Here is a 21159-nt window from a genome sequence, read left to right as displayed (position 1 = left end):
TTTAGTATACAAACGTAGCGATTCTCAGAAGTATAAACAATTAACGAACTGACTTGAGTTCTGTAAACCCTCATTCCTGACGGGCTTTCTACTCTGCCAGATTAAATTTCACCTGTACGCCACCAGCGGTAGTTGCTCGCTTAAACGAGTTCGAAACGAGTGGGTCGTTGAACGTGCGATCGAAGTAGAGGTTGAAATTCAGACGCTTGCTAACAATATAGCTAATTTGCGGGCGCAACTGGAAGTTTACGTTACCAGCGGTCACAATCTGCTCAGCATCTAATTTACGCTGAATGGTTCGGGTATCTCGGAATGTCAATGCACAGGAGAACGTCAGGTCGTTTTTGAGTTTTTTATACGTTCCATTGATCCGGAATGGAATCCGGAAGTTCTGCCGTGTAAAGCCCATAGAGGCCGTTATGTCCTTATTGCTTAGTTCAGCAACCTGAGCATTCGACAGACTTAGCGCAACATCCCGACTCTGGTTGAAGGCCAATTGGCCGCTAATACGATTTTTCGTTTGGAACTGAACGCCAATTAAGGGCGCAAATTTCTCCGACATCGTAATAGTACTCATCGCTACAATAGGCACAAATTGACCTAACTGATTCGTCACCTGATCTACCCTTGGACCAAAGTCCTGTACCGCCAGATTTACGTAAGCGGCTGTATAATCCAGATTCGAAATGAAATTACCGACGCTGTAAGTCGATGAGTAACTATGGTTTAAAGTAAATGAGGAGAATTTCTTCCGAATAAACCCTAAGCCTGACATACCATTGTAGGCAATCTGCCAGTTTGGTAAGGGGAAATTATAGAACGGCGAAAACTTCGCTTTCTCTTTTTTCTGACCACTATAGGCGGCAAAGAACGAAGGGATCAGTACATCTTGTGAATTGACATCATAGGTTCCCGCCCGATTTGCCTCTCCTGCTTTTTTATTCAGTACGCCAGCAAAGTAGGATCGATATTGCTCAAGACTGTCAAATAAAACCGAACTATTATCGGAACGCAACCCTTTAAACGCTGTTCGGAACGACCAGAAAGACATGCTAAACTGGCCACTTCGCACGGGCGTCTGGGTTTCAAATGGGCCACCCTGCGAACCAGGTCGGTAGTATTCCTGATAAGCGTCGGTTCGGTCAAGTCGCCAGTTGATCTGCATTCGGAAGTCCTTAAATGGCTCCAGCGTTGTACTAGCCGTAAACTTCTTGGTAATATTTTGCTGGAAAGCCGTATTCTGAACCGTGCTGGGTGATAACCAGCCTTTTTGTGCCGCTTTATAGGCAATATTATGATCCTGACTGCCCAACACAAAACCTAAACCTGGTGCGTTTTCGGCACTTAGACCAAAGAATTTCGGGGTTGGCAGGAAGCCGGGTAAAATGGTGGATTCCTGCAAGTTATAGGAGAAGTTAATTCCACGCACGGTCAATAAGGCACGCGTAAAGTTTTTCAGGACTTTACTTTCTCCGCGCACAATATCTTCAATATCGCCAGGGTTACGGGCAAAGTTTTTCCGTATCGGCGCAGGTGTATTGGCAAAGCGCAGGTAGCGAATTTTATTGTACAATCGAATTAAATCGACCCGGCCTGTAATACCCCGTTCGCGGTTGTTGCGCAGGATATTACCAAACGGAACCCCAAGCGAATCGACAATACCGTAAGAATTGGCCTGGAACTGATAGCCTACTGCATAGCTGGCATCGGCGGCAATCCAGTCGAGTAGCGGAATCTTGTCTAACGGCAGTCGATAGGTGGCCTTAATGTCCTGAACGAAGTTTTTCATCCGTCCCAAATGCTTGATGCTGTTGATAATCGAGTCGCGTTTGGCTTGCGTATTGATGTCGCCTGCTGGTTCGTCGATAATTGCATTGGCCTGGGCGTGATAGGTCAAAATCAGACTACGCGTCAGATTCCAGGTCAGATCATAATACCGATTGAACAGGAAATATTTCTCGAATTGCGGCAAAATCCCGTTCGTTGTCAGGTCAGATGATCGGAGTTGGGTTTTAATGAAACTCCGGTCCATATCGGTTCGGATCGAGACCAGCGACGGCAACAGCGTCAGGTTAAAATCTTTGAGCCAGCGCAGATACGGAGCCTCAAACGAAGCCACATTCCGGAACGGCTCAAACGGTTTGGGTTGTGCGCTATACGTATAGGAAATGCCGCCCCGATTCTGCCGTTGCAGGTATTCCTGCGTCAGAATGTTCGTGCGCTTCATATCATTGAACGCATAGGTAAACGCAAAGTTTTCGAAATCCCAGAAGTGTGATTTTGCATTTGGGGCGGTTTTTACCTTCCTCACATTCGAGAAATTATACCCTCGGCGTGTTGTATTATCCTGAACTAACTGACGATAACTGTCGCGTTCAGACTCCGGTTTGGTCGACAACGAGGTTTGCAGTGGCGTATCGGGGTCGAGCGGGTCGAAATGAGGGTCAACATTCCGATGGTCGTAATTGACGTAAAGCGGAATCTTCATGCCCCAACTGGCTGGCAAAAATTTATCGATTGCCAGCGCCGACGAGACACCAAACTCAGTCGTCGTTTCGAGGGCTCGTTCACCAATACGTGTCTGTACGCCACCGAATCCAAAGGTCGTAATTCGGCCTGATGCTGTGAGTGTCCCCAGATCGGCGAGTTTCATATTTAACGCACCAACTGCGGCCACCCCGGCATGCTGATCATAACCGCTTGCCCGCAACTCATCGACCCAGATGGTAAAGGTCTTAGGCTGTTCTCCATCACCAAGCATTTTAGGGTTTCGCATCCCAATCATGATCGATTGCACCGAACTCAAATCCGGGTTACCCACTACCGTGAGCAGGTAATGTTTATCTGCCGATGGCTGTGTAAATGGTAGCGAGCTTTTGCGACCAAATTCCCGGTTCCGGTTTGCCTTGAGGGTAATCAGTTCGTTAAGCGCTAAATCCAACGCATTTCCATCGGGCCAGACTACCTCTGGCGCCTGATTACCAGCTGGTGTGGCGATCAGGCCAGGAATTTCAATTTCGTAATAGTTGTCTGTGTAATCGGTACCAAGTCGAACAAAAGCAGACACTTTACCGCTTTCCGTTTCATTGTTGTGCATATGCACAAACATTTTGAGCCGCTCCCGGAACAGCAGATTGTAATTGGTATTCTTGAACGCCCCTCGCGAATCGCCATCTCGTAAACCCGTTACGCTCAACCGCATCGACTGCTCGTTCAGTTCAACGATGTTGGGTTGGGTATAGTCGCGATCCCGAACGTAGCCCGGTGGCACCGTATATTGATATTTGTCTCCTCCAGCCGTGGTGGTTTGGGTGCTGCTGTTTTCTTCAATGTTAACCGTCGATACCGTAAAGTTTGCATCATACGGTTCAGGAACTTCCTGTAAGCCATGCTGCGTCAGATCGCCCGTGTATTTACGATATTGGTTGGCCTCCATTTGCAACTCGGCAAACCGAAGCACAACAGGATCTGCAAAACCCGTCAGGTACATCCGCATAAACCGGATTGACTTATACCCGTTGATGTCGCCTACTTTACCTGATGGCTCCCGCACTGGAATTCGGAATTGATACCAGTTTACTGGCCCTCCCGGCGTACTTACGGTCACTTTATCAACAATATATTTAGTCTGACCAACTTCCAGTTTATCAGGCTGCAAGTCCAGCTCGTATTCATAATACGCTTCGTTGTCGTTGATGGTATTGTCTATATTTAAATCCTCAATATCAGGTAATGTAGTCGATGCAGGAGTCAGGTATTGATTGGCGCTGGTATTTTCGGGCGAGTTATTCTCCATACCCATGTATTTCTTATACCGGGCAATAATGTACTTCTGCTGATCGGCATCATCGCCCAGATAGAATTTAAAGTCATCGCCCGAAGGGTCCGCTTCAATTTCGGCAAATGCATCGGCGCTAATTTTCGGGCGGATGGCGTTTAGGTAGTTTTTGAAGAAGTCCTTTTCAGCAGTAACGCCACTCGGAATGTTTGGCTGGCTACTTAAACCATCCAGACCAATATCCTGTTGCGCTCGCGAACCACTCTGAAAAGCATTCGTCACAAATTGCCGAGTTGGAGCCTTTCCCCAAGCCGTTGTTTCGGTACCAGGGTTCCGTGTGCTTATGGCAGAATCGAGCGGGAAACCATTTTCAAATTCATAACGGCTATCCTTCACCACATCTTCCGAAACATCGCCCAGGTTAAACACTAATTTCCCCCCGCTCTTGCGAGTGCCTCCTTTTAAAATCTGATTGGAACCGGGTCCATATCGAATATCCCCGGCATCTCCTTTCACAAATGGGTCCATCAACCAGAATGTGATGTTCTCCACGTTGGCATTATCGAAATCAATATCTGAGGCAATAGCCCGAGTTACGGCACCAAAGTTCTGGGCCGGGTTTGGAAGAAATCCATTTGCATCCAGATTTGGGTTGTAGTTATACATACCCCGTTCTGCCGGGAAATACGCTACATCCAAAATATTTTCGGGCAACTGCACTGGTCTTGCCGACCGCCCTGGAAATAATTCCTGTGGTAAGAAAGGTCGTTCATACATGTGCTTGTTTGCATCCTCAACATCAATGTTCGACGATACACCCAGCAAACCCGTTGAACCAAAAATACTGGGATCGACCGTATAGACCGAAATCCGGGCACGGTTATAAGCAAACGGTAGCGGATCGGCAAACGAGCCTTGGGGAAACTGTTGTGGTGTAGAGCCTAGCCGCCAGCGTGTGGGTTGACGGGTTAGGTCAAAAATCGTTCGAGCCGCTTCAAAATCATCCAGGTAACTTTCGTTTCTGGCCTTCTGGTTTGTACCCGGAAAGAGTTGCGCGACTTCACCATTGAACTGGACCGTCGACATTTCTTTAGTTTGTACGCCTGGCAACGCATCCAGCAGCCGCGTCAGACCAGGGGCATCTTTGCGAATATTGGCGTTGATACCCAGAATTGTGTTATTGACAGGTTCGTTCCCCAATGCCACCCGAGTCAGGAAACCGGCGGGAGTCTCTTTCATGTGCATGGCGGTTAAGCCAATACTAACGTCCTTATTAACAACATAATCCAGGTGGGTACCAATAAGTGTTCGAATCTGGTTCTGGAACAGATCGGGCTGTTCGTAGCTAATCCGAATCTCGCGGCCCGAGTTGGTTACGCTTTCGTTGATGATGCGCAACTTACCAATCTGGGCCTCTAGTACGTAATCTGAGCCCGCTACTAGTGGCACACCACCCGCTGTTACCGTAACTGACTGTTCATTAACGCCGTATGGCAGTTGCACCTCGGCTCCGTTGCCCGATTGGAACGAGCCTTTCAGGTAAAACTTATCTTTAGCGGCAATCTGTTTTGCATCAGCCTGGGTTCCCCGGTATAGCTCACTAAAGACATATTTCGCCTTTAAATTGTCTTCGTCGGCATCGAACTGTTTCTCCAGATACGCCCCAAACGGTTCCAGAACCGGAAATATTATTTTTCCATACCGGCTATCAATGGTGTAACTTTCGACGTAATCGAAATTGCCATCGGGCTGAGCATCCAATTGCTGATTAAGCCGGTCCATGCCAAACAGCTGCACCAGTGGGCGATTCTGTGTCCGGCGTCCTTCCTGCAGGTTAGGGTTATCCATACCCGTCAGGTCATCTTTATAAATAATCCGTAGTTGAAAGCCCTGCCGGGTGATCTGCGATGAGTTAAGTCCGTAGATGTTTTTCATCATCAGGTTCCACATCGGTAACTGAAGGTTGTTACGTATCGTGGACGATTTCAACAACTTCAACACAATCACCTCGTCTCCTTTACGAGCCTGGTAATCTTCGGTCAATTCACCCACTTTATAGCGACGGCCTTGGTAGGTGTACTCGTAGGCAACGGCCAGAATCTCGTCATTCCGCAGCGGGGTTACGAGCGAAATATAACCCAGATCGGCCTGAAGTCGGTACTCCCGATCGGTCAGTCGTTTGGCACCACGAAGCAAGTCAAAATCACTCCCCTTGGTCAGCTGAAAAGAGGTGGTCAACTGATCGTTCGTCTGATCTACCTGCCGAAATCCACTTGTTGGATTCGCGGTTAGTTTGCTAAAGAGCCCATTGGCAGCATTGGCTGTAGGCGTCAGATTATTTTTTGTATTAGGCGACAAGTTCGGATTCGCCAGATTATAGGGGTTTCCTTCGCCCAAATCCTGAAAACCGGCAATGTTCCGAAGCGATTCGGTGGTGTTAGTTCGGTTCGTCACATACACCTCAATCCGTGTTATGTTCACGCCCGACGTTACCTGTGGCATTGTTTTCAGCGAGGCTTCGTAGTTAGCCCGGAAAAATTGCGACAGGAAGAAGTGCTGGTTTTCGTCGTAACTATCTGCCCGGATCTCAAACGGCCGGTTCGATGTACCACCACGAAGTACAATTTCACTCTTACGGGATCGCTGCTGAGAAGCTACTAAGGTAGCGTTCAGCCGTCCGAAACGCAGCTGTGTTTTAATCCCAAATAGATTCTGTACACCCGGAATCAACTGACTGTTGACCGCCCAACTAATATTACCGACTTCGAGTCCCTGCAAAATGCTCTCGTTCTGGGGAGTGAATGCAGGCGCTCCTGGCGTGGTCATACCCGGCAGCGTAGGGGCTCCTGGTAACGAGGGGGCTTTCGGTAAGCCGGGTAACCCCTGTCCTGTGCCAAAAGCAGGTAGGCCGCCACCTGGCTTATAATTAAGCTTCAGCGCGTTCTCGAAATTGAAACTCGCTTTAGTATCGAAGTTGGCGAGTACGCCTAGTTTCTCCCCAATTTTACCATTGAAGTTGATACTGATCTGCTCGTTGAAAAGAAAGTTACCACTACGACGTTGCCGAATCGGATAAGCCGGGTTGTCATTAAACTGATACAGATACCCAAAATCGAGCGTTACAAATCCATTGGGCTTAAAATCGACCTGACTACCCCCAAAAAGTCGGTCAATAACGGGTGGTAATTCGAGTTTTGGAACCAGCCCACGGCCACTTAATGCACTCTGCCCATCGCGTTTCGCCCCATATTCACGCCAAACGCTTTGTTCTACACGTTGATTTTGAAGCTGATTATAGGTCGAATACGGAATTGTTTCAGCTGGCCGGTAGGGCAAACCAAACTGTGAGGGAGGCAGTATCGGACTCGTAGCCGCAGGGGTACTTGTGCCCGCTGTAGGTGCACTCGTTTGGCCCTGCACTGAGTTGGGTGTAGGTGCTCCTGACAAGGACACGCCTGCCCGAACCCGCTCTGTAACACCAATGCGCCCTTCGGGGTCAAGCCGGAAATCGGTCGAAACACCTTTGGGATCGCGAAGAATAAAGGGAGATTTTGACGGTCGCTCCGAGAAACGCGTAGCTCGTCGGTCAGGCCAGTTAACGGTTGGCCTCCGGTTGGCACTTCGTAATGCTCGAATACTATCGTTTCGATCTTGAATGGCCTGTTTAGCTGAGTCGGCTCGCATAATAGCTCGCCGACGTGCGTTGGCTCGTGCAGAATCGGCAGCAGCTTGTTGACGTCGTCCGGCAGCGCCTTTCTTGGCGGGCGCTGGCTGGTTCTGGCCGAAGCTGATACCCAGCCCTAATAGCAGCCAACATCCCACTATAAGCCACCCGTTCGGAATGAACAAAAGCCTGCTAACGGGAATAATAACGTGACTGGCAACAGAACTGTGAACAAAGTAGTGGTTCACCATTGGGGGTACTTTCGGGTTCAGAATTAAGGAGCGAGGATACGTTCTTCTATCAAACGGCCAAAATTAGGCCATTCGTCTAATACAGCAATAGATTTTTTATATGGCTCTTTTCTTTCATTTTAGCATAATTAGGGGATAAAAATACACATTAAATCATCCTCATACGAATAAGTTTTAGTTCATTTTCTTATAGAATAAGATGCTAAGCGACCTTACTGGAAGCCGTTCTACAATTACCGCGCCATATTTTCAACGAATTAGCGAATACAAGTCGCCATTCAATAAGAAGTCTTACTTTGCCTACTCAATCACTTTATGGGTAACGATTCAAGTAAAATGTTTTATACTTGGCTATGGAAATTTCGTTTATCGGTGCCGGAAATCTCGCCTGGCACTTAGCGCCAGCGCTGGAGAATGCAGGGCATCACATTAATGAAGTGTACAGCCGTCAGCTTCAACACTCCCGCCAACTAGTCAGTAATTTGTACGATGCCCATACGCATTCAGAATTAAATTTTGCCGACAGCCCATCCCAATTGTTTGTTCTGGCGGTGTCCGACCAGGCACTTGAAGAAGTCTGTTCGCGCCTGGTACTTCCCGAAAATGCGATAGTTGTCCATACGTCTGGCGGACAGTCGCTTCGGTCATTGGCGCATTGGCTAAGTATTTATAGCGATGTGCCCGTTCAAACGGGTGTTTTCTATGCGCTGCAAACTTTTACCAAGGGTCAGCCCTTTTTAGCATTCGACGAAATTCCGCTGTGTATAGAAGCTTCGGATCCGGCTACGGAAGAAATATTGGTTCAACTGGGACAGGAGATTAGTGATATTGTCTATTTAATAACCTCCGAAGAACGGCGAACCCTACATATTGGCGCTGTGTTAGCGTGTAATTTCACCAATCACCTGATAGCACTTGCCCATGACCTGACAACGCAGGAGGGACTAGAATTCGATTTACTCCGGCCAATTATTGCCGAAACGTTCCGAAAAGGATTAGCAGCCCGAAATCCAGCCGATGTGCAAACCGGCCCAGCCCGGCGGAATGATCTGACAACGATTGACGCCCATTTAGCCTATCTTAGCAATCAGCCGCGTGTATCTGAGGTATATCAGGTTCTAACGGAAAGTATTCAGCGGTATTATAAAAAGTAATAAACCGTACCACGGCATAAAGCCAAATTTCATCATCCTGATTAACAAAGAGCTAAATCTATGAATCGATTAGTCGGCCTGTTCATATTAAGTCTATTAATTCCTCTAAGCGGTTTTGCTCAGTGGCGACTTCAAAACATCGGTACTGATGCCAGTTTCCGGGCGGTGAGCGTTGCCAGTCCTGATGTTGCCTGGATTGGCGGTACCAAAGGCACATTTGTGCGAACGGCCGATGGGGGAAAAACCTGGCAAACAGGCACTGTACCCGACGCTCAGGCTTGTGATTTTCGCGATGTACATGCTGTGAATGCACAAACCGCCTATTTGATGAGTGCCGGCCCAGCCGAAAAAGGACAAGCCCGGATTTACAAAACCAACGACGCTGGTCAAACCTGGACACTACTCTACCAAACGCAGCAGCAAGGCGTATTTTTCGATGGAATCGATTTTTGGGATGACCAACATGGAATCGTATTCAGCGATCCTGTTGATAATAAGTGGGTTATCCTGACTACCGACGATGGTGGAAAAACTTGGCAACCGATTCCTGCCGCTGCATTACCTCTTATGGAGCCGAACGAAGCCGCGTTTGCTGCCAGTGGTACCAGTCTGGTTGTGCATGGAAAGCGGAACGTTTGGATTGCATCGGGTGGTGGACGATATGGTCGTGTATTCCGTTCCAGCGATCGAGGGAAGACCTGGAACGTAGCGAACACGCCCTTACCAGCTGGAGAAGCAACCGGCCTGTTTGGTATGCATTTTTTCAGCGATAAAAACGGGATGGTTGTAGGCGGTAATTACAAACAGGAACAACAACCTGGCCCAAATGCGGCTATTACTCGGGATGGTGGGCAAAGCTGGCAGCTTTTGACGCAAACTAATCCTCCCGGTCTGAAAGAAGCTGTTGCCCTGCTTCCTGGTGATCGCCTGCTTACCGTTGGTCCATCGGGTACAAGCTTATCAGCCGATCAGGGACAAACCTGGCAGCAACTCGATACGGAGGGCTTTCACTCAATGGGTTGTGCCAAAGGCACCTGTTATGCCGTCGGTACCAAAGGAAGGGTAGCGGTGCAGCAGTTTAAATAAAGCGTAAAAACTTTATGATACCCCAAAATAGCAACTTACCTCTGTTCGTTATTCTGCCGTGTTGAACGATTAACCCGATTCGGTTATGCCTGTGAGAGCGGCTTTATCATCATGTATTCTTTTGGTATCTGCAACCATTTTTAGCCCCTTATTGGCGCAGATTCCCAGCAGTCCCGGCACGTTTATTTGTAGTTACACAGGTGGTAATGTTGCCCCTGATGTTATTTGTGCCCAAACAACCGCATCAAACGGCCATGCAGAGAAGGTTGTCGATCGGATTTTAAAGCCTATCGGCCTGCAGCGCAATTTTAAAGTTATTGAGTGCTCCAACACCGATAACTGTTTTGCAACCGTTCTGAAAGGTCAGCGTTTTATTGTTTATGATGGTGCGTTCATGGCGCAGATTGAAGAAGATACTGAAACCGACTGGTCGGCTATCAGTATTATGGCGCACGAAATTGGGCATCATTTGCAGGGGCACACCATTGACGGACGTGGTGGGCAACCGATCAAAGAGATTGAAGCCGATAAGTTTTCGGGCTTTGTATTGCACCAGTTAGGGGCATCGCTGGAAGAAGCGACTGTCGCAGTAAAAGCGCTTGGTAACGAGCATGCCACATCGACCCACCCGGCCAAACCTGCTCGTATTGAAGCCATTCGAAAGGGTTGGTTAGAAGCCGAAGCTATGTATCCCAAAAGTCGGACGGTGGTAAAAACGCCAACGGCTATGGCGCCGAAACCCATGGCAACCAATACTAACCTGGCCACTACATCTGCCCGCCCCGTTGTTGCCCCCAAAACGCCCGCTCAACGTCCCAGTATTCGAGCAACCGTAGGTTGTGTTTCAGGTGATTGCCAGGATGGAACGGGTGTATTTGTTTACCCAACGCTTGAACGCTATGCCGGTGAATTTGAAGAAGGTGACAAGCACGGCGAAGGAACGGAATATTACGCTGATGGTAAAGTAAAATATAAGGGAAACTTCCGGGATAATCTGCGCTCCGACTATGGTGTGTATTACTATCGTAACGGGGATAGATATGCTGGCTGGTTCCAGAATAATGTTCCCAACGGAAAAGGAACGTACTATTTCGCAGATGGCGATAAAATAGCGGCCACGTTCAGGAATGGGCAGCCAGTGCAGTAAGTAAAACGGGCTGAATGAGGAAACCCCATTCAGCCCGTTTTACTTACTTTCAACCAAGCAGTTATTTCAAGCGATCTTGAATTAACGTGACGAGTTGATCGAATCGTTGATTCATCTCCAATCGTAAATCATCGACCTTACCATCAACTCGAGATATCTCTCGACGGATATTCTCGTCTACTCGAGAAATTTTGTCATCAACTTTAGTAATTTCCTGGCGGATGTTCTCATCGACTCGGGAAATTTTGTCATCGACCCTGGTAATTTCCTGACGGATGTTCTCATCGACTCGGGAAATTTTGTCATCGACCCTGGTAATTTCCTGACGGATGCTCTCGTCTACTCGGGAAATTTTATCATCCATTTTAGAAATTTCCTGCCGGATATTCTTGTCTACCTGAGAGATTTTCTCGTCAACCCTAAAGATTTCCTGGCGGATACTTTCGTCTACTCTAGAAATCTTACTGTCAACCTTAGCGATTTCATCTCGAACGTTAGCAAAACCTTCCTGAACGTCAATAGTTAGTGCTGCCAAACCAGTGGCAACCACACTAACGTTTTTCTCCAAGCCAGGTATTTTAGATACCTCGTTAATAATCTGTCCGTTGCCTTCAATTAGGCGGTCAACCTTCTGAAGAACATCAGCCACTATTGGTTCTAATTGATTCAGGCGTCTATCTGGTGTCATGGAGACAAGTGTAATTATATTTTCTATAAAGTATACAAATGCTCCTGGCGCTTCTAGTCAAACACTGGCTATTCTAAAACGCCAAAATCGTTTTCTCAATAATATCGCAGGCCTCGTGCATTTGTTCCTCTGTAATGACAAGCGGAGGGGCAAAGCGGATTTTATCGCCGTGGGTTGGTTTGGTTAGTAAGCCGTTGTCTTTTAGTTTCAGGCAGATTTCCCAAGCGGTTTCTTCGCCTAAATCAGGGCGTTCTGTTATTACAATAGCGTTCAGTAATCCTCTACCTCGTACCGACTTTACCAGCTCTGTTTTCTGACTTAAAGCGGTCATTCGGGCTCGGAAAATCTCACCCATTGCCGCTGCGTTCTCGGTTAGCTTCTCATCTTCTATCACCTGAAGTGCTTCTATCGTTACAACGCAGGCAAGCGGGTTGCCACCGTAGGTTGATCCATGTTCGCCGGGTTTAATGGTCAGCATGACTTCGTCGGAAGTCAATACAGCCGAGACTGGCATGGTGCCCCCTGAGAGGGCTTTTCCTAATATGAGCAGATCAGGCTTAACGCCTTCGTGGTCGCAGGCTACGCGCTTGCCGGTCCGTCCAATACCCGTTTGTACTTCGTCGGCAATGAATAACACATTGTATTTGGTACATAAATCGCGAACACCACGCAAATATCCTTCGTGCGGCACTACTACACCTGCTTCGCCCTGAATCGGCTCAACCATGAAACCAGCAATGTTCGGATCGCTTTTGAACGTATCTTCCAAGGCGTCGAGGTCGTCGTAAGGAATGACAATATAGCCAGGTAATAGCGGCCCAAAATCGTTCGTGCTACTGGGGTCTGTCGATGACGAAATTGCCGCCAATGTTCGACCCCAGAAGTTTCCAGCGGCAAATACTACTTTCGCCTGATTCTGTGGAATGCCTTTGACTTTATACGCCCACTTTCGTGTCAGCTTGAGTGCGGTTTCGCCCCCTTCGGCCCCCGAATTCATGATCAGGGCTTTATCAAAGCCGAAGTATTCGCAAAGGAATTTCTCGCAAAGGCCCGTTTTGTCGTTATAAAATGCGCGTGAGGTCAGCGTTAGTCGTTGAGCCTGCTGGATCATCGCGTTAATAATTCGCGGATGGCAATGGCCCTGACTTACAGCACTGTAAGCCGATAGAAAATCAAAATACCGTTTATTATCTACGTCCCAAACGAAGACACCTTCGCCCCGGGTTAGTACCGCCGGAATGGGATGATAATTGTGGGCACCGTAATGCCATTCCAATTCCATTGCCTTATCGGCAGCAGAGAGGGATTTTGTTGGTTCGATTATCATAGTAAAAAGCGGTTTAAATCTGCAACCAATCAGCCAGGCCGACCGTTTGTTTCCAAAAATACAGTTTCTTCGACAGACGCCCAAAACCATGCAATTGCAACCATCGGGTAAAAAAATAGCCGGATTAGCGGATGAGGATTATTACTACACGTCTGAAGGCTATGTGGTTTTTACGGCCAAATACCATCTCAAACGAGGGCATTGTTGCCAGAATGGTTGCCGTCATTGCCCCTATGGATTCAAAAAAAAGAAGGAATGACTTGCAGATTATGAATTGTTTAGCGAATTTTGCGCCCTCATACGGAAAACGAGTACGGTAATGGCCAGAGTTTGTCAAATCACAGGAAAACGCACACGCACGGGAAACAACGTTTCTCACGCTAATAATAAAACAAAACGTAAATTCTTCCCGAACCTGCAAAAGAAGCGGTTCTTCGTTGAATCAACCGGCGAATGGATTACGTTGAAAGTGGCTACTTCGGCCATTAAAACCATCAACAAAAACGGTCTGGAAGCTACGCTTCAGAAGGCTTACGAGCGCGGCACCCTGTCGCTCTAATCTTTCCTAAGATAGTTTATCGAGCCTCTTCCGGTAAGGAGGAGGCTTTTTGTGTTTAGTTTATAGTTTGAGGTTTGACGTTCGTAGTTTGAAGCTACCTCATATATCAGTAAATAACTTCAAACTACGAACGTCAAACCGTGAAACTAAACTTTGAAGACCTCATTGTTTTCGAAAATGAGGATTACATACTAATCAATAAGCCTCCGCACGTAGCGTCGCTTGACGAGCGGACAACTGACCGAGGAGGACAGAGTATTGTTCGGATGGCCAAAGCCTATCATCCTGATGCTCAGCTTGGCCACCGACTGGATAAAGAAACGTCAGGTATTTTAGCCATTGCCAAGAATCCGGAGGCTTACCGACATCTGGCCATGCAGTTTGAACACCGAGAAGTTGCCAAGCGGTATCATGCTGTCACGAATGGCGTGCATAATTTCGAAGGTATTTCGGTCTATTTACCGATTTCGCCGATTAAAGATGGAACGGCGGTTCGCATTGATCGCGAAAAAGGGAAAGTTGCCGAAACGATTTTCAATACGCTGGCAGCTTACCGGACAACGACGTTAGTGGAGTGCATGCCCATTACGGGGAGAATGCACCAGATTCGTGTCCATTTGATGTGTTTAAAAGCACCTATCGTCAATGATGCAACTTATGGTGGAAAACCCGTCTATCTGTCGGAAGTGAAGCGTAAATTCAACTTAAAAGAAGGTACGGAAGAACTCCCGCTGATTCAACGGGTTGCGCTTCATGCCTACTCATTGACGTTTACATTACTGGATGGCGAAGAACAGACATTTGTTGCTCCCTACCCTAAGGATTTCGGTGTATTGGTCAAGCAACTGGAGAAGTTCGCCTGATTTCAGTGAAGCATGTAGAGTGAAAAGTGAAGAATAAGTTTTATCGTAAACTATTCTTCACTTTTCACTCTACATGCTTCACTCTTTTTATATCTCCGTTCCTTCCTCAATTGGCTCGGGTAGGTGATGGCCTGTCGAATCCAATGGGGTTGGGCGTGGGCGACGTCGATTGACGATGTAAAACAAAGGCGGAATGATCAGCGGAGCAAAAAATAGCGTTGTGGTTAAACCACCGATGATAACCGTAGCCAATGGACGCTGAACATCGGAACCGATGCCGCTCGAAATAGCAGCTGGCACGAGACCAATAATCGCAACGACCATGATGGCCATTATGGCCCGGAACTGCTCTTGTGCCGTCTCAATCGTAACCTCCAGCAACGACTTCGGATTATCTATCAGGTTTCGGTTCAATGCCGAGACGAGCAAGACACCCGCCATTACCGAAATCCCAAAGATCGATACGAAGCCTACTCCGGCCGATACGTTGAAGTTGTATCCTCGCAATAGTAAAGCACCAATTCCTCCCGCCAAGGCGAATAACAAACACGTCAGCGTGAGCAGCGTATCCCGAACGTTGCCATAAAGCATAAATAGGAAGAGGAATACGACCACAATAGTCAGTGGAATTGAGACGGCTAATTGGCCGCCAGCCCGTTCGAGATTCTCATACTGCCCGCCGTAGATAACACTGTACCCTTCCGGTATTTTTATATGCTGTCTTACTTTTTCGCTGATTTCTTTCACGAAACCACCCTGATCGCGCCCGCGAATATTTGTTCGGACGGTTACCATTCGTTTGCCGTTTATACGATAAATGTTCGTCTGCCCCTGCACATAACGAATGTCGGCCAGCTCATTCATGGGAATCAGGGCTCCCGTTGCCGAAGGCACCTGTAATAAGCGAATGGCATCGATACTACCCCGGCTTTCGGGTGTGAATCGTACAACAATGTCATAGCGTTTTGCTTCGTCATAAATGGAGCCAATGGCTTTACCACCAATGGCTGCTTCAATCATGTTCTCGATTTCGGCTACGTTGATGCCGTAACGGGCAGCTGCCGGACGATTAATTCGAATAGCTAGCTGATCCTGAGGACCTTCCTGCTCAATATTAACGGAGACCGCGCCGTTCATCGCTCGCACGAGTGTCGCAATGCTATCGGCTTTGGAGCGCATCAGCGTTAGATCGTTACCGACCACCGAAATGGCCAAATCGGCGGCACTTCCTGTTACGATTTCCATTACCTGGTCAATAATGGGTTGACCCGACGAGAAGAAAGCGCCCGGAAACGCTTCCTGCAACTCAGCCTGCATCGATCGAACAATCTCTTTTTTCGAAATCGTATCCGACCAGGTGCTGTAATCTTTCAGTCCGATCAAGATTTCGGTACGATCGGTTGGGAATGGATCGGTTCCGTCGTCGTTGCGCCCAGTCTGGGTAATCACGAAACTAACCGGTTTGTACGCGCTAATAATGTCCCGAATTTTGGGCGAAATCTTCGCGTTTTCCTGAATCGTAATTCCCGATGGCATAAACGCCCGCATAAAAATCGAGCCTTCATCCAGCTCGGGCAGAAACTCAGTACCCAGTTTTATACCGAAGCCAATCATAACCACAACAACCGCCATCCCAACGCCCACCACCATGCCTGGCACCTTCATTAAGGTCGATCTGAGGAGCCATTGATAGCCGCTCTCCAAGGGGGACAGTAGAAAGTTTTTATGTTCTTTCAACGGCTTACCATCGGGAGCCAGCACTTTACGGAAGGCAAACGAAATCAATACCGGAATAACAGTTAAGGCACAGATTAATGAACCAATAACCGCAAAGGAAAGTGTGAGCGCCATTGGGCTAAATAGCTTTCCTTCAACACGTTGCATCAACAGAATGGGCATGTAAGCCAGAATAATGATGGTAACCGAGAAGAAAATCTCGCGGGCCACTTCACCTGCCGAACGAGCTGTAACATTCACAATGCCCTGATTTCGATCGGCGGGGCCAGATGATCGATACCGCCTTATCAGGTGTTCGGCCATAACGCTGGCTCCATCCACGATAATCCCGAAGTCAATAGCGCCTAACGAGAGCAGGTTAGCCGGAATGCCGACCAGTTTCATCAGAATAAAGGCGAACAGCAGGGAAAACGGAATCGTAACCGTAACGACCAAAGCCGCTCGCAAACTGCCCAGAAACAGCACGAGTAAAATGGCCACAATAGAAATGCCTTCAATAAGCGTATGGGCAACCGTTTCGAGCGAGTGGTCAATGAGAAAGCCCCGGTCGTAAAGTATCCGTAAATGCACGCCTTTAGGCAACTCACGGGCTTCGAGATCCGCAATTTTCTCCTTCAGCAATTCGAGCACTTCGCTGGGGTTTTCTCCCCGACGCAATAGGACGATTCCTTCCGTTGCGCCAATCACATCCAGATTTTCATCGGGGATTCGATAACCCAAAATACCGGATGGTGATGGTGGGTTGATTTCAACACTAGCCACATCCCGTAGTAACACTGGAACTCCTTCATTGGCTTTCAGAACGATATGTTGTACATCGTCGGGCGTTTTGAGGGCACCTAACCCACGCACAGCAAAGCCCTGACCGCCCCGCGCAATGACGTTACCTCCCGTATTCTGGTTGTTTTTCTGAACAGCCTCAATTACGTCCTGCAACGTGAGATCGTATTTACGAAGCTTAGCCGGATCGGGAATGACCTGATATTGCTTGATTGGCCCACCGAAGGTTGTCACATCGGCCAGGCCAGGTACCTGCAACAATTGGGGAATAATAACCCAGTCCTGTAAATCGCGCAGTTGCATGGGCGTCATGCTTGCAGGAGCTTCAATTACATAGCGGTAAATCTCGCCTACAGCCGTAGTAAGTGGGGCCAATTCGGGTGAAACGCCGTCGGGTAGTTGTGCCCCTGTAAGCCGCTCGATTACCTGCTGACGGGCGAAGTAATCGGTAACGGTCTCATCGAAGTTTAGCTGCACAACCGACAGACCGAAAATGGTCCTTGAACGTCGGTCTGTTACGTGGGGAACGCTATTGAGGACTCGCTCAAGAGGTATCGTGACCTGCTGTTCAACTTCCTCAGCCGCTCGCCCATCGTATTTAGCAATAACGATAACGTTAGTATCAGCAATGTCTGGATAGGCTTCAATCTTCAACAGTTTGAAGCACCAAAGCCCTAAGCCCATCACCGCCACAGCCAATCCGACGATGATCCAGCGATTTTTGAGCGAAAATGTTATTAGTTTCTGAATCATATTTTTAAGGGAGGAAGGGGAGGAAAAGGATGAGAGGGACGAAAGGGGGTATTGCCACAAACCATTCTCCCTTTACTCCCTCTCGTCCCCTTCTTCCCTCCATTATCAATACCCAAAACTTAACCCCTTTAATTGCAGTACATTGGCTGTTACAACCTTATCATTTACCCGCAGCCCGCTTTGCACAACTACCTGGTCATCACGTTGTTGGCCGAGTTGAACCGCCCGACGTTCGATGGTTTGGGGGGCTGTTTGCACAAATACATAATCGCGGCCCTGTACCGTTACGACAGCATCGCGTGAGGCTGTCATGAAATTCCCTTCTGTAACACCAAACGCCACGGTCGCAAACATTCCCGCTTTGAGTCGTCCATCGGGGTTAGCCACCGAAATGCGGAGTTTAATCTGGCGCGTGGTATTATCCACGTAATCATTCACGTTATCGATCCGGCCAGAAAACTGTTCGTTCGGGAAGGCGGTAAAATTGAGGGTACAGTTTAACCCTTGCCGAATACTACCAAATTGGTTTTCAGGGATTTCGCAGACAACCAGAATCGTATTTGGGAGGGCCGTTCGCAAAGCCTTTGGATCAAATCCGGCCAGTTTAAGCGTGGCTTCATCTGAGATAATAGCCGCTTCCTCGTTGGCCAGCTGAGTCTGTGCTTCAATGACTTCCTTGCCCGATGCAGCCCCATGCGCCTGTAAATCTTTCACACGCTCCAGATTCCCTTTCTGGGTTTGGATATTGATTCGGTGCTGCAAAATGGCCGTGTAGTTATCCGACAAACCAGGATCATCGAATAAAACCAGTCGTTCCGATGGTGTTTCTACTGAACGAAGAACCATAGCCGCTACGTGGCCTGGAGCCGAAAAATCGGTACGGACGGCCCCAACCCGAGCGAGTTGTGTTGTAAATGGACGCATCATTACCGAGTCAGGAAAGGTAATCTGGCTACCATCGGTGCTTATGGTTGGACGTGGTATTGATTTGACCACCGTTTTCGGTTTTTCATGACAAGCCAGTGCCAGAAATACCAGCGGAAGTATCGCGTAAAATTTCATGTCTTTTTTTTGTAATGCACTATAAAAAAAAGCCTCATAATCAGCAGATAAGGTTAACTCATCGCTACATTACTCATTGTGCATTATCCATTAATATGAGTTAATCTGCCCGGTTGCATATAACAGCCGAACATAGTTTTGACGGTAGGTATAAAGAGTTTGGTAATAAGCGGTTTGCGTGTCAAACCAGGAGCTTTCGGCCTGAAGCAGATCAATCAGAGTAGTGGCTCCTCGTAGATAGGCATAACGCACCGACGCTAATACGCGGTCGGCATCCTGTCGAATAGCAGCATAGCGATCGATATTTTGCCGACTGGTCATAAACGAGCGGTAAGCTGTTTCCACTTCTGATCGAATTCGGGCCTGTACCAAGGCCGCAGCTTGCCCGGCCTGATCTTCCAGTACCTTCGATTTCTGGATTTCACCCTGATTGCGGCTATAGAAGGGTAACTCGATGGTCAGAAATATACCGGCATAAGGAATCGCGTTTTGGGGGTTCCAGATAAATCCAGCCTCGTTTCGTGGTTTAGCCAATACCTGCTGCAAGTCGATGTTCCGACGGGCCGATTCAATATTGGCTTCAGCCACCTTCACGTCCGTTCGTGTGGTCGATGCCAGATGAAGTAAACTATCTTCCGACGCATTCAGCGTTATGTAAAAGCGAGATGGCAACGTGAAATTCGGCTGAATAATCGAATCGTTCATGGCGACGGTAATACTATCGCTCGTTCCGATTACCAGGCGCAATTCATTCAACCGATTACTCAAATCTTGTTGGGCCGTACGGGTTTGAATGTCATATTGGTCTGAAATCAGTTGGGTTCGGGTAAGGTCGGTGCTGGTAATAACCAGATTCTTAAGCCGTACCTGATTCAATTTCACCAACGTGTCGACATTGGCTTTGGCGCGTTGCAGAAGTGCTAATTGAATACGGGCATACCAGGCATCGATAAACCGATTGGCGGCTTCAAAAAGTAAACCACGTTCGGTTTCGGCCACGCTCCGAACCGCCAGATTGGTATTGGCTTCGGCGAATCGATTGCGATAGGTACGCTTATTATAAATATCAAACTCTTTGGTTGCCTGTATCCAGAATTGCCGCCGTTGCCGATTCATTAAACCTATCGCTTCGGCACCGGGGGTGGGGGTTAACTGAAGCAGCGTCTGATTATTAATAACCGGGTTTGGTCGCAAATTTGCAGTAGTCTGATCCGCCTGTGCTGCATTGATATTTAGCCGTTCAACTCGGAGAGCTGGGCTATTCGTACGAACTTGTTGAAGAGTTTGCCGTAAGGTTAATGGCGCCTGTGCCAAAGCAGGCAAACGGAACAAACTAAGGAACAGTAAAGAATATGAGGCAATTTTTAATGTCATCCGCTTGTAAAAACGCAACAAAGTAACAATTCTTCCACTCCAATAGCGAAAAAACACAATTAAAAGATAGTTAAATATACTTAACACAATCTGCAAAAATGTTCAAAATTGAGTGAACACCCCAATTATCTGAAAAAATAATTAGTGAATAATACCTACTGTTCTGTTGGATAACACTGAGTAATTTCGACACAATTTTATCATTTATTTTATTGAAATTCTCCTATCTAATTAAATAAATACTTGTACTTACCACCTATGAAATGTCTTCTTTCTTCCCTATTGCTGGTCATTCTGATACTGTCCAATTCATGTGCTCAACCAGCCTTCCGATTCGTTGATAAACCTATTATTTTCGATGAAGAACGGAAGCAACTCTCCCTTGAATACTTGGCCAAACGACACGGTATTCAGCAACAGGAACCTTACATTAAACCCCTAATGATTGTATTGCATTGGACAGCCGTGCCGACGCTTGAAGCCACATTCGATATTTTCAATCCGTCAGTCTTACCAGGTCGGCCTGATCTTCAGAAGGCTAGCCGATTAAATACCTCGGTTCCATTTCTAGTTGATCGGGATGGTACCATTTTTCGGTTACTACCCGATACGGCCTTTGCTCGGCATTGTATCGGGCTAAATTATTGTGCTATTGGGATCGAAAATATCGGTAACAACGACCTGACGAAGGCACAGATGAAAGCCAATGTGCAACTAGTCCGCTACCTGAAACGGCAGTATAAAAGCATCGAATACTTGATTGGGCATTACGAGTATAAAGACTTTATTGGTACTCCAATCTGGAAAGAAACTGATCCTACGTACCTAACGGGCAAAATCGATCCGGGTAAATCGTTTATGCGGAAAGTTAGGAATCGAGTAAAAGATTTGCACTTAAAGGGAAGCCCAGGTGTGAGTAATGAATCGATTTAAGGC

The 21159-nt window shown here is 47.6% G+C and carries 13 protein-coding genes; 7 read left to right on the top strand and 6 right to left on the bottom strand.

Features of this window, described 5'->3' with window-relative positions:
- Positions 1–88: 88 nt before the first annotated feature.
- Positions 89–7693, bottom strand: a complete 7605-nt coding sequence (sov, locus tag ACYVGR_RS34685; protein WP_460965044.1) for a T9SS outer membrane translocon Sov/SprA — start codon at positions 7691–7693, stop codon at positions 89–91.
- A 353-nt stretch (positions 7694–8046) separates the two neighbouring features.
- Here sov and ACYVGR_RS34680 point away from each other — a divergent pair, with 353 nt between their 5' ends.
- From ACYVGR_RS34680 to ACYVGR_RS34670, 3 genes are all read left to right on the top strand, one after another.
- On the top strand, positions 8047–8847 hold the full coding sequence (locus tag ACYVGR_RS34680; protein ID WP_460965042.1) for a Rossmann-like and DUF2520 domain-containing protein: 801 nt from the start codon (positions 8047–8049) through the stop codon (positions 8845–8847).
- Positions 8848–8907: 60 nt separating this feature from the next.
- Positions 8908–9933, top strand: a complete 1026-nt coding sequence (locus tag ACYVGR_RS34675) for a WD40/YVTN/BNR-like repeat-containing protein (protein WP_460965040.1) — start codon at positions 8908–8910, stop codon at positions 9931–9933.
- Between the two features lie 85 nt (positions 9934–10018).
- Positions 10019–11080 carry a M48 family metalloprotease gene (locus tag ACYVGR_RS34670; RefSeq protein WP_460965038.1) on the top strand — a complete coding sequence of 354 codons (1062 nt, stop codon included), beginning with the start codon at positions 10019–10021 and terminating at the stop codon, positions 11078–11080.
- A 61-nt stretch (positions 11081–11141) separates the two neighbouring features.
- Here ACYVGR_RS34670 and ACYVGR_RS34665 read toward each other — a convergent pair whose 3' ends face one another.
- On the bottom strand, positions 11142–11768 hold the full coding sequence (locus ACYVGR_RS34665; RefSeq protein WP_460965036.1) for a hypothetical protein: 627 nt from the start codon (positions 11766–11768) through the stop codon (positions 11142–11144).
- 73 nt (positions 11769–11841) lie between these two features.
- Positions 11842–13095 carry an ornithine--oxo-acid transaminase gene (gene rocD, locus ACYVGR_RS34660; protein ID WP_460965034.1) on the bottom strand — a complete coding sequence of 418 codons (1254 nt, stop codon included), beginning with the start codon at positions 13093–13095 and terminating at the stop codon, positions 11842–11844.
- Between the two features lie 88 nt (positions 13096–13183).
- Here rocD and ACYVGR_RS34655 point away from each other — a divergent pair, with 88 nt between their 5' ends.
- From ACYVGR_RS34655 to ACYVGR_RS34645, 3 genes are all read left to right on the top strand, one after another.
- Positions 13184–13354, top strand: a complete 171-nt coding sequence (locus tag ACYVGR_RS34655; protein ID WP_460965032.1) for a DUF5522 domain-containing protein — start codon at positions 13184–13186, stop codon at positions 13352–13354.
- Between the two features lie 60 nt (positions 13355–13414).
- A complete protein-coding gene (gene rpmB, locus ACYVGR_RS34650) occupies positions 13415–13654 on the top strand; it encodes a 50S ribosomal protein L28 (RefSeq protein WP_111344536.1) in 240 nt (79 codons plus the stop codon).
- Between the two features lie 140 nt (positions 13655–13794).
- Positions 13795–14517, top strand: a complete 723-nt coding sequence (locus ACYVGR_RS34645; protein ID WP_460965030.1) for an RluA family pseudouridine synthase — start codon at positions 13795–13797, stop codon at positions 14515–14517.
- An 87-nt stretch (positions 14518–14604) separates the two neighbouring features.
- On the opposite strand, the gene ACYVGR_RS34640 is transcribed toward ACYVGR_RS34645, so the two are convergent.
- From ACYVGR_RS34640 to ACYVGR_RS34630, 3 genes are all read right to left on the bottom strand, one after another.
- Positions 14605–17787: an efflux RND transporter permease subunit gene (locus ACYVGR_RS34640; protein ID WP_460965028.1), complete on the bottom strand. Its 3183-nt coding sequence runs from the start codon at positions 17785–17787 to the stop codon at positions 14605–14607.
- Between the two features lie 105 nt (positions 17788–17892).
- Positions 17893–18849 (bottom strand): efflux RND transporter periplasmic adaptor subunit, encoded by a 957-nt coding sequence (locus ACYVGR_RS34635; RefSeq protein WP_460965026.1) that lies wholly within the window; start codon positions 18847–18849, stop codon positions 17893–17895.
- 90 nt (positions 18850–18939) lie between these two features.
- Complete coding sequence (locus tag ACYVGR_RS34630) at positions 18940–20181, bottom strand: TolC family protein (RefSeq protein ID WP_460965024.1); 1242 nt, start codon at positions 20179–20181, stop codon at positions 18940–18942.
- A 300-nt stretch (positions 20182–20481) separates the two neighbouring features.
- Here ACYVGR_RS34630 and ACYVGR_RS34625 point away from each other — a divergent pair, with 300 nt between their 5' ends.
- Positions 20482–21156, top strand: coding sequence for a peptidoglycan recognition protein family protein (locus ACYVGR_RS34625; RefSeq protein WP_460965022.1), 675 nt, complete (start codon positions 20482–20484; stop codon positions 21154–21156).
- Positions 21157–21159 lie beyond the last annotated feature (3 nt).

It is taken from the genome of Spirosoma litoris (genome assembly GCF_054776755.1).
Note: the sequence above shows the minus strand (reverse complement) of the source record. Positions and strands in the feature narration are given on the sequence as shown.